Raw genomic sequence first — 9,963 nt, forward strand, 5'->3', positions numbered from 1 at the left:
CGCCGGTACAGGCGGACCAGGGCGATCCACAGGGCAGCGGTGATCATCGCCGCCAGGGTCCAACCCTGCCAGGGCCGAGCGGCATCGCCCAGCAGGGTTTCCAGAGTGAGAATCAGGACGAAGCCCAGCGCTTGGCTGGCGATCACCCAGGCGCGCAGGTTGTCAAAGACTGATCTGGCCATGAAGGCTCCTGCCGGATGGAGTGACAGCCCCGCCCACTGGCAGTAGGCTAGCCGACAATTCGTTAGTGTAACGCGGCCGACTTCGGACGCCGACCCTACCCTGCTGGAGCCGACACCTCATCATGGATGCCATCGCCCTGGGCCCGGTCCTTATCTCCGTGCCACGCCTCTATGCCTTCGCCGTGGCGTTGTTGCTGTTCCTGGCCAGCCTCTGGCTGCTTAGCCTGCCCCGCCGCGAACATGCCAGCTGGTTCAATGGCATGGTCCTGGCATGGCTGCTTGGCGCCAGGCTCGGCCATGTCGCCCTGAACCTGGAGATCTACCTGGCCGCCCCGCTGGACATCCTCAAGATCTGGCAGCCCGGCTTCCACGGCCTCTGGGGCCTGCTGGCGGCATTGATCTGGACGGGCTGGACGCTGCGCGCCCATCTGCTGAGACTGATCGGCGCCATGGCCCTGCTGGTTGGCGCGTCGAGTCTCTGGCTGGTGCTGATCACCCTGGCGCCACTGGGCGGCGGCATGTCACTCGCCTCGCTCCCCGACCTCACCCTGGACGATCTCGAGGGGAATCCGGTCAACCTGCAGGACCTGCGCGGCGAGCGGGTTCTGGTCAATCTCTGGGCCACCTGGTGTCCGCCCTGCCAGCGCGAGATGCCCCTGCTCGAGGCGGCGGGCGAACGCGACGGGATTACCGTGGTGGTCGCCAACCAGGGAGAGGACCTGCTGCAGGCGCTACGCTACCTGGATGATCAGGATCTGAGCTTCCAGTATGCCTTGCTCGACCCCCACCAGGAGCTCATGGTGCTGATGGAATCTCCGGGATTGCCCACCACGGTATTATTCGACGCCGAAGGACGTGCCGTGGAGCGACAGGTGGGTGAGCTGACCCGGGCCCAGCTCGAAAACTGGCTGCGACGGTAGCCTTAAGCCATGCCGGGCTTTGCTGTAGGATACCTCGCCCCGTGACCGCCGGTCGGCAACGGCGGCAACCCATGGCATCGTTATCCGCATCCTTCGAGGCAACATGAACGATTTTTCCCCCGGCCAGCGCTGGATCAGCGACGGCGAAGCGGAGCTGGGCCTGGGCACCATCCTGGGCAGCGATACCCGCTGCGTCACCGTGCTCTTCGGCGCCAGCCAGGAGACACGCACCTACAGCCGCCACCACCCCCCGCTCACTCGCGTGATCTTCGGCAACGGAGATCACGTCCAGTCCGCCGAGGGCTGGACCCTGGCTGTCGACGACACCCGGGAAGCCGAGGGCCTGATCATCTACCTCGGCGAGAATGCGCGCGGGGAGCGCCTTGAGTTGCCCGAGTCGGAGCTGGCCGACACCATGCAGTTAGACCAGGCACGCGACCGCCTGCTGACCGGCCAGGTCGATCGCAACGACTGGTTCGACCTGCGCTTTCGCACCCTGCACCACTTCCACCGCACCGAACAGAACCCGGCGCTGGGGTTGGCCGGCCCACGCATCGACCTGATTCCCCATCAGCTCTATATCGCCGACGAGGTCTCTCGGCGCCATGCGCCCCGCGTGCTGCTGGCCGACGAGGTGGGCCTGGGCAAGACCATCGAGGCGGGGCTGATACTGCACCGGCTGCTGCTCACCGGCCGCGCCGAGCGTGCGCTGATCCTGGTACCGGCGAGCCTCACCCACCAGTGGCTGGTGGAGCTGCTGCGCCGTTTCGCCCTGGAGGTCACCCTGCTCGACGAGCCGCAGAGCCAGGCCCACGGCGATGCCAATCCCTTCGAGGCTGGCCAGCTGGTGCTGGCCAGCCAGGACTGGCTTTTCACCAATCCCCAGCGCCAGGCCCAGGCCGAGGCCTGCCACTGGGATCTGTTGATCGTCGACGAGGCCCACCACCTGAACTGGTCGAATGGCAGCGCCGGCCCCGGCTATGCGGCGGTGGAGCGACTGGCCGGCCACATACCCGGCGTGCTGCTGCTCACCGCCACGCCGGAAAAGATGGGCATGGAGAGTCACTTCGCCCGGCTTCGGCTCCTCGACCCGGACCGTTACCACAGCCTCGAGCGCTTCCACGACGAGGAACAGCATTATGTGGAGGTCGCCGAGGCCATCGATACCCTGGAGCGCCTGCCCGGGGAAGCAGAGACCGGGGAAGCAGAGACCAGGGAGGCAGAGAAAAACGGAGCGGCCGACCGGGAGCGGGTCGCCGCGGTCATCGAGGAAGCCGATAGCCTGGCCCTGCTCGACATCCTGGCCAACGCCGAAAGTAGCAAGGATCAGCAGGTCGCGGCTCGGGACCAGTTGCGCGACCAGTTGCTCGATCGTCACGGCACCGGCCGGGTGATGTTCCGCAACAGCCGGCATCATGTGGGCGGCTTCCCCCAGCGCCGGCTGCATGTCACCCCACTACCGATGCCCGCCCCCTATGCCGGGCTGCTGCGACACCTGGCCGAAAGCGAGGACCATCTGGACGCGCTACTGGCCGAGACCGGGCTCGACCACCCCGAGGTGCTGCTCCACCTGGATGCCACGATCCAGGCGATGAACGAGGCGCCATCGATTGGCGCGGTCCCCAACACCGATCCCTGGTGGCGATTCGATTCGCGCGTCACCTGGCTCCTCGAACGGCTGGCCGACACCGGCGAAGCCGGCTTCGCCGGCGACAAGGTACTGGTGATCGCCCACTACCGCGAGACCGCCCTGGGGCTGGCCGAGGGCCTGCGCGTTCTGGGCGGCCTCCATGCCCCGGTCTTTCACGAAGGGCTCTCGCTGATGGAGCGTGACCGGGCCGCCGCCGCCTTCGCCGACGAGGAAAGCGGCAGTCAGGTGATGCTCTGTTCCGAGATCGGCTCCGAGGGTCGCAACTTCCAGTTCTGTCGTCATCTGGTGATGTTCGATCTGCCGCGGCATCCCGACCAGCTTGAACAGCGCATCGGTCGCCTGGATCGCATCGGCCAGCGCCATGCCATCGAGATCCATGTGCCGGTGTTCGAAGGCAGCCCCGGTGAGCGCCTCCTGCGCTGGTACCGCCAGGGCATGGCGGCCTTCGGCGCCCCCCATGGGATGGGCAGCGAGATCCAGGCGGCCTTTGGAGACGCCCTGGCGGATGCCCTTCTCGATGACGAGGGGATGGAGGAAATCATCGGCGAGACCCGGGCACTGTTCGAGGCACGTCTCGCCGAACGGGAAGCGGGTCGCAATCGACTGCTGGAACTCAACGCCTGTCGTCACGACCGGGCCGAGACGGTAGCGACGGCGATCCGCGAACTCGACGAGGACCCGGCCCTTTCGCGCTACCTGGACCAGGCGCTGGACATCTTCGGGGTGGACAGCCGGGAACTGGGCGGTGGCATCCTGTACCTGGAGCCGAGCCCGCAGATGCTCGATGGCCTGCCGGGGCTGGTGAAGGGCGAGGAAGGCTTCTCGGCCACCTACTCCCGGGCCCGCGCCCTGGCCCGGGACGACGTCCAGCGGCTGTCGTGGGAACACCCCCTGCTGCGCGAGATGATGGGGCGGATCCTCGACGGTGCCATGGGCAATACCGCCCTGGCGGTACTGCGCCACCCCAGCCTCCCGGCCGGTCGACTGATGGTCGAGCTGATCTTCCGGACCCATTGCCCGGTGCCCAGGCGCCTGCACCTCAACCGCTTTCTGCCCCCCACCGCCGTGCGCGTACTGCTCGACGAATCCGGCACCAATCTGACCGACAGGATCTCCTTCACGGGGCTGTCGAAGGCCGTCCACAAGGTCAAGAAGGCCGTGGCTCGGGACCTGATCCGCGACCGGAACGCCACCCTGCGTCGCCTGCTCGACCAGGGCGAGACGGAGGCAGAGCGCGAACTTCCCTCCATCGTCGAGGCCGCCCAGGGGCGCATGCGCTACGAACTGGACGGCGAACTCAGCCGGCTCGAGGCCCTGGCCCGCTTCAATCCTGCGGTGCGCGAGGATGAACTCCACGCCCTACGCGCGGAGCGCCGGGAGCTGGACTCCGCCATCGAAGGCACTCGCCTGCGCCTGGATGCCGCGCGGGTCATCGTCACCCTGGATGAAGAAACAGGATGAAGAAACAGGATGAAGCCTCAGGCGATCGTAGCCGAAGGCGCATCCGGCAGCATCTGCCCGGAGTGCTGACGCTTACCGGGCCTACAGCGAATCCGTATCCCTGTTCACCGGGACGACCCTAGAATATCGGCCAGGGCGTCTTCCAGGGTCTCGAATCGGAATTCGAAGCCGGCATCCAGCAGCCGCCTGGGGCGCATGTCGGCACCGGTCAGCAGCAGCCTCGACATCTCGCCGAAGGCGGTCTCGAGCACGATGGCAGGCACCGGGAAGATCGCCGGGCGCCCCAGTTGCCGAGCCAGGGCACGGGTGAACTCGGCGTTGGTCACCGGTCGAGGCGCGCTACCGTTGAAGGGCCCTTCCAGGTCGTCCCTTTCGATGAGGAAGAGTATCGACCGCACCAGATCCTCCCGGTGTATCCAGGGCATGAACTGCTTGCCGTCACTGAAGCGCCCCCCCAGGCCCAGCTTGAAGGGCGGCAACATCTTCTGCAGGCTGCCGCCACCGGCATCGAGGACCAGGCCGATACGCAGGATCGCCAACCGGACATCGAACGCCTCGACGCCCCGTGCGGTGTCTTCCCAGCGCTTGCAGAGCCGATGGGCGAACTCGTCGTGGGCCGGAGTTTCCTCGGTCACTTCCTTGTCGCCCTGGTCACCGTAGTAGCCCATGGCCGAGGCCGAGACCATCACCCTGGGCGCCTTGCCGCCAGTCGACTGGAGCTGCTCGCAGAGGATCACCAGGTCCTGGGTGATATTCACGCGGGAATCGATCAGCCTCTCCTTCTGGTCGTCGCTCCATCGACGGGCGGCGATGGATTCGCCTGCCAGGTTGACGATCGCCTGTGGCGGCGTGTCGATAAAGTCCAGCACCGAGCGGCGGATATCGGCCCCCTTGGGAAGCCGGTCACGCACCTGCTCCGGCTCACGGGACACCACCAGGAGTCGATGCCCCGCCTCCGCGAGTCGCCGACACAAGCGTTGACCGACGAAACCACTGCCTCCCGTGACCAGCACGCGCATCGTGAAACCCTCCCCATACCAATCAGTTATACAGCCATTGTACACTTCTGCTAGTCTAGCCGAAAAGCCTTCCTGCTGCGCGAGTCCCGATATGTCCAAGAACGCTGTCATCCCCACTGCCATCATCGGTGCCGGAATTTCCGGCCGACAGCTCGATGACGCCGTGGTCGATCTGGGGGCGCAGTTCTTCTCAGCGCACGCGACGAGACCTTTCGTCGCGAGGCCGACACCTGGCGACAGGCCGGGATCACTGCCCCCTGGCCGAAACGACTGTGGCAGTCCGACAAGACGGGCTGGCATCGCCACGAGGACGCGCTGGAGCGCTACATCGGCAAGCCGCGAATGAGCACCATTACCCGGCATCTGGCCGACGGCCTTCCCGTAAGGCCGGGCATTCGTATCGAGCACCTGGAGAAAGACGGCGAGGACTGGTGGCTGATCGACCAGGACCATGGGCGTCACGGTCCCTTCGGGCGAGTGGTGATCAGTGTGCCTTCTCCCCAGGCACGGGAGCTTCTGTCCCTTCATGAGCCCGGACTGGCCGAGGAATGCGACGCGGTGATCCAGCAACCCTGCTGGGCCGCCTGGGCACGCTTCGACGCTCCCCTGCCGAGCCTTGCGGGAGTCGACGATGACTGGCAGGCGGTGCGACTGGCGGGTGAGCCCCTGCGTTTCGTGAGCCGCAATGACCACAAGCCCGGCCGCCGGGAGCAAGGCGAGAGCCTGAGCCTGCTCGCACACATCGAATTAGGAGCCGGGAACATCTGGAAGACGATGCCGACGGCATTGCCCGCCGATTACTGGACGCCTTCGCCGCGGCCCTGCCCGGTGGCGTTACCCTTCCCGAGCCGACCTCGCTGGGCGCCCATCGCTGGCGCTATGCCCAGCCCGATGTCTTCGCCCAGGGGGCAGCCGTCAACTGCGACCATCGATTGGCCACCAACGGCCTGGCCCTCTGCGGTGATGGCTGGCGTGGCCCGCGGATCGAGGATGCCTGGCTCTCGGGTCATCATCTCGGCCAGGCCCTGGTGGCGGACGCCGCCACACCGGCCGATTGACAGACACGGCGTGCAAGCGAGCCACATCTTGTACATAATGATTCAGTTGTACAAAATCATGCGATCGGCCAACGACCTGGAGAATTCCATGACCATCAAGAGGCTCTGCCGTCCATGAGTGACCAGGCGACCCACCCGGCAGATACGCCGCTCTATCCGATCCGGGAAGTCTCCCGCCTGACCGGCGTGAACTCGGTGACGCTGCGGGCCTGGGAGCGTCGCTACGGCCTGATTCGACCCCGCCGCACTCCCAAGGGGCATCGTCTCTATGCCCGCGACGACATCGAGCGTATCGAGCACATCCTGCAGTGGCTGAACCGCGGGGTGCCGGTCAGTCAGGTTCGCGAGTTGCTCGAACAGCCAGAGACGGTCGAGGCGCCGGCGCCGTCCGCCGGCGACTGGCCCAGCCAGCGCCAGCAGCTGGTGGCTGCCGTGGAGGCCCTCGACCTGCACCGTCTGGAAGCTCTGTTCAACCAGTCATTGGCCCTGTATCCGGTCACCACCTGTCTCCAGGAACTCTGGCAGCCGGTCATCCGCGAACTCGAGGAGGGCTGGGATGACCATCTGGGCGCCATCCTCCAACGCCGCACACTGGAGGCCTTCCTCAGGACCCGAATCGGCACAAGGCTCTACCATGCCGATTCCATGTCCACAGGGCCGCTGGTACTGACCACCGCCCTGCCTGACGACCCGGGCATCCTCTGGGTACTGCTGTCCGCCCTGGCGGCCAGCGACCAGGGCTATCGCGTGCAACTCTTCGATGCCGCCCTGCCCTTCTCCGAGATCCCGCTGGCCATGGAGCGGTTCAAGGCAGCCGCTCTGCTGCTGTGCAGCGGCAAGGCCGAGCGCGCGGACCTGATTCGACGCCAGCTTCCCCGGCTGGCGGAGCAACTGGATGTGCCCCTGGCATTGTGTGGCCCCGTGGCCCGCATTCGTGCCGGTGACCTGGAGCCGACCCCCGTCGAGGCCCTGGGAGACGACCTACCCCAGGCCATCACGCGGCTGAGCGCCCTGATCCGCGAGGCCTGAGACCCCAATGAAGTCATCCATGACCTCCCCCGTCCTGATGTGGTTTCGCAGCGACTTGCGCATCCATGACAATACCGCCCTGGCCAGGGCAGCCCGCGAAGGGCCAGTCATCGGCATCTTCCTGCGCTGTCGGCGCCACTGGCAAGGTCATGGACTGGGTGCCGACAGCCTGCATTTCAACCATGAATATCCCCTGGATGAGGTCAATCGCGACCGTGCGGTAATCTCTGACTTCGCGGCGGCGGGCCTGAGTGCCAGGGGCCATCACGACGGCGTGGCCTTCGCCCCCGGCGAGTTGTTGACCGGCAAGGGCCACTTCTATGTGGTCTTCACGCCCTTCTCGAAGGCCTGGCATCGGCACTTGAGCGCAGACCGACTGGCACTCCGTGACACCCCGGCCGCCCAGGCACCAATGGCCATGCCATCCGACTCGCTGCCCGAAGGGCCGCCACTCCAGGAGTCTCCCATCGACGAGGGCCTATGGCCCGCCGGCGAAGCGCCCGCCGCCGATCGCCTGGAACGCTTCCTGCGCTTCCGCGGCCGCCACTACCGACAGCAGCGGGACTTGCCGGCCATCCGCGGCACCAGCGAACTCTCGCCCTACCTGGCCCTGGGCATGATTTCCCCCCGCCAGTGTCTCCAGGCCGTACTGGCAGAGAACGACGGGTCGCTGACCGAGGGCGATGCCGGCCTGACGGCCTGGGTCAACGAGCTGGTCTGGCGCGAGTTCTACCAGCATGTCGCCTTCGGCTGCCCGCGGGTGTGCCGCCATCGCGCCTTCCAGGTCGCCACCGAGCGCCTGCCCTGGCGCAACGACGATGCCGGCTTCGCGGCCTGGTGCGAAGGACGCACCGGCTACCCCATCGTTGATGCCGCCATGCGCCAGCTGGTTGCCACCGGCTGGATGCACAATCGCCTGCGCATGGTGACGGCCATGTTCCTCACCAAGCACCTCCTGATCGACTGGCGTCGAGGCGAGGCCTTCTTCCTGCGTCACCTGGTCGACGGTGAGTTCGCCGCCAACAACGGGGGCTGGCAGTGGGCGGCCTCCACGGGTACCGATGCCGCCCCCTACTTTCGTATCTTCAATCCGACCACCCAGTCGCAACGCTTCGATCCAGAGGGCAACTTCCTCGCCGAGTGGCTTCCCGAACTGGCCGACCTGCCACCCAAGGCGCGGCATGCGCTGACGCAGGACCTGCTCGGCGGCGTCGATTATCCGCCACCCATCGTGGACCACAAGGTGGCACGGGCACGCGCCCTGGATGCCTTCAAGTCCCTCACCACCGACTGATCTCGTTCACCCAAAGGGAGAATCTCCATGAACCAGGACCCCACTCTGGATAGTTTCTGCGCCTTCTTCAACAAACTGGACAAAACCTGTACAGAAAAGCTGGGCGAGATATATACTGACGAGGTGGTCTTCATCGACCCCCTGCATCGCATTGAGGGTAAGGGAGGCGCTAGAAGCCTATTTCGTGACCCTGTACGAGAACGTGACATCGTGCGGATTCAGCTTCCACGAGAGGCAGCGCCAGGACCCAGGGAGGGCGACCCCTGATCGCCGCCACCTCCAGCGCCTCGGCCTATCTCCCGCTGCCCCGTGCCGAGGCCTATGGCGCCTCCAAGGCCGCGCTGACCGACCGCAACGACTTCGCGATGCCCATGCGAGTCTCCCCGGAGAAAGCCGCCGAGGCCATCCTCTCGGGGCTGGACAAGCGCCGGCTGGATATCCACTTTCCTCGCCGCTTCACCCTGCTGGTCAGGCTGATGGGGATCCTGCCACCGACCCTGCGTCATCGGCTCGGCCTGCGCCTGACCCGTGAGTCTGCCCCTACCACCGCCCCGGAGAGCCGTCCATGACGCTTCCCTTCTCACCACCCGGCCGCCAACGCATCGCCGTGGTCGGCAGTGGCATCAGCGGCATGGCCGCCGCCTGGTATCTGTCGAGCCGACACGAGGTCACGCTGTTCGAGTCGGCCGAACGCCTGGGCGGACACACCGCCACCATCGATGTCAGTCTGGAGGATCGTGACTACGCCATCGACACCGGTTTCATCGTCTTCAACGACTGGACCTACCCGCATTTCCAGCGCCTGCTGGACGCCCTGGACGTGGCCAGCCAGCCTACCGAGATGAGCTTCTCCGTACACGAGACCGACCGCGATTTCGAGTACAACGGCCATACCCTGGCCAGCCTCTTCGCCCAGCGACGCAATCTCCCGAGGCCCAGTTTCCATGGCCTGCTCGGCGACATCCTGCGCTTCAATCGCAACGCCACCCGGGCCCTGGAGGAGGATAGCCTCGATCCCGCCATGACCCTGGGTGCCTGGCTGGACGCCGGGGGTTATGGCGCCGATTTCCAGCGCCGTTATTTGCTGCCCATGGGCGCGGCGATCTGGTCGGCCAGCATCGGCGACCTGCGCGAGTTCCCGCTGCTGTTCTTCGTGCGCTTCTTCCGACACCATGGCCTGCTTTCGGTGACAGACCGGCCCCAGTGGTACACCCTGGTCGGTGGCTCGCGCCGCTATATTCCCGCGCTGACCGCGCCCTATGACGACCGCATCCGCCTGCTCCCCAGACGCCGGCGGGCCTGGGCCAGCTGGAACTACCGGCTCGATGGCCGCGGCGATGATGCCCGCG

The 9,963-nt window shown here is 66.3% G+C and carries 9 protein-coding genes and 1 pseudogene; 8 read left to right on the forward strand and 2 right to left on the reverse strand.

The window, feature by feature from the left end; genetic code table 11:
- Positions 1 to 182, reverse strand: a 182-nt coding sequence (locus ACESMD_RS01660) for a hypothetical protein (RefSeq protein ID WP_372609723.1), incomplete at its 3' end; no start/stop codon positions are given.
- Between the two features lie 122 nt (positions 183 to 304).
- Here ACESMD_RS01660 and ACESMD_RS01665 point away from each other — a divergent pair.
- Together ACESMD_RS01665 and rapA are read left to right on the forward strand one after the other, a co-directional pair.
- On the forward strand, positions 305 to 1,102 hold the full coding sequence (locus tag ACESMD_RS01665; protein ID WP_372609725.1) for a redoxin family protein: 798 nt from the start codon (positions 305 to 307) through the stop codon (positions 1,100 to 1,102).
- A gap of 103 nt (positions 1,103 to 1,205) precedes the next feature.
- On the forward strand, positions 1,206 to 4,214 hold the full coding sequence (rapA, locus tag ACESMD_RS01670) for an RNA polymerase-associated protein RapA (protein WP_372609727.1): 3,009 nt from the start codon (positions 1,206 to 1,208) through the stop codon (positions 4,212 to 4,214).
- A 104-nt stretch (positions 4,215 to 4,318) separates the two neighbouring features.
- Here rapA and ACESMD_RS01675 read toward each other — a convergent pair whose 3' ends face one another.
- On the reverse strand, positions 4,319 to 5,233 hold the full coding sequence (locus tag ACESMD_RS01675) for a TIGR01777 family oxidoreductase (RefSeq protein ID WP_372609729.1): 915 nt from the start codon (positions 5,231 to 5,233) through the stop codon (positions 4,319 to 4,321).
- A gap of 342 nt (positions 5,234 to 5,575) precedes the next feature.
- Here ACESMD_RS01675 and ACESMD_RS01680 point away from each other — a divergent pair, with 342 nt between their 5' ends.
- The 6 genes and pseudogenes from ACESMD_RS01680 to ACESMD_RS01705 all read left to right on the forward strand — a co-directional run.
- On the forward strand, positions 5,576 to 6,409 hold the full coding sequence (locus ACESMD_RS01680; RefSeq protein WP_372609731.1) for a hypothetical protein: 834 nt from the start codon (positions 5,576 to 5,578) through the stop codon (positions 6,407 to 6,409).
- Positions 6,406 to 7,320, forward strand: coding sequence for a MerR family transcriptional regulator (locus tag ACESMD_RS01685; RefSeq protein ID WP_372609733.1), 915 nt, complete (start codon positions 6,406 to 6,408; stop codon positions 7,318 to 7,320). Before ACESMD_RS01680 ends, ACESMD_RS01685 begins: the two co-directional genes overlap by 4 nt.
- A 19-nt stretch (positions 7,321 to 7,339) precedes the next feature.
- Complete coding sequence (locus tag ACESMD_RS01690; protein WP_372609735.1) at positions 7,340 to 8,614, forward strand: deoxyribodipyrimidine photo-lyase; 1,275 nt, start codon at positions 7,340 to 7,342, stop codon at positions 8,612 to 8,614.
- A gap of 27 nt (positions 8,615 to 8,641) precedes the next feature.
- Positions 8,642 to 8,881, forward strand: coding sequence for a nuclear transport factor 2 family protein (locus ACESMD_RS01695; RefSeq protein ID WP_372609737.1), 240 nt, complete (start codon positions 8,642 to 8,644; stop codon positions 8,879 to 8,881).
- A pseudogene (locus tag ACESMD_RS01700) lies at positions 8,851 to 9,183 on the forward strand (short-chain dehydrogenase); the annotation flags it as partial. The gene ACESMD_RS01695 and the pseudogene ACESMD_RS01700, both read left to right, overlap by 31 nt.
- On the forward strand, positions 9,180 to 9,963 hold a 784-nt coding region (locus tag ACESMD_RS01705; protein ID WP_372609739.1), incomplete at its 3' end, for an NAD(P)/FAD-dependent oxidoreductase. The pseudogene ACESMD_RS01700 and the gene ACESMD_RS01705, both read left to right, overlap by 4 nt.

It is taken from the genome of Halomonas sp. (genome assembly GCF_041689495.1).
Classification (GTDB): domain Bacteria; phylum Pseudomonadota; class Gammaproteobacteria; order Pseudomonadales; family Halomonadaceae; genus Halomonas.

Coding starts and splice junctions, on each gene's coding strand:
- ACESMD_RS01675 (WP_372609729.1), bottom strand. CDS start 5,233: ATGCGCGTGCTGGTCACGGGAGGCAGTGGTTTCGTCGGTCAACGCTTG.
- ACESMD_RS01690 (WP_372609735.1), top strand. CDS start 7,340: ATGACCTCCCCCGTCCTGATGTGGTTTCGCAGCGACTTGCGCATCCAT.
- rapA (WP_372609727.1), top strand. CDS start 1,206: ATGAACGATTTTTCCCCCGGCCAGCGCTGGATCAGCGACGGCGAAGCG.
- ACESMD_RS01665 (WP_372609725.1), top strand. CDS start 305: ATGGATGCCATCGCCCTGGGCCCGGTCCTTATCTCCGTGCCACGCCTC.
- ACESMD_RS01680 (WP_372609731.1), top strand. CDS start 5,576: ATGAGCACCATTACCCGGCATCTGGCCGACGGCCTTCCCGTAAGGCCG.
- ACESMD_RS01685 (WP_372609733.1), top strand. CDS start 6,406: ATGAGTGACCAGGCGACCCACCCGGCAGATACGCCGCTCTATCCGATC.
- ACESMD_RS01695 (WP_372609737.1), top strand. CDS start 8,642: ATGAACCAGGACCCCACTCTGGATAGTTTCTGCGCCTTCTTCAACAAA.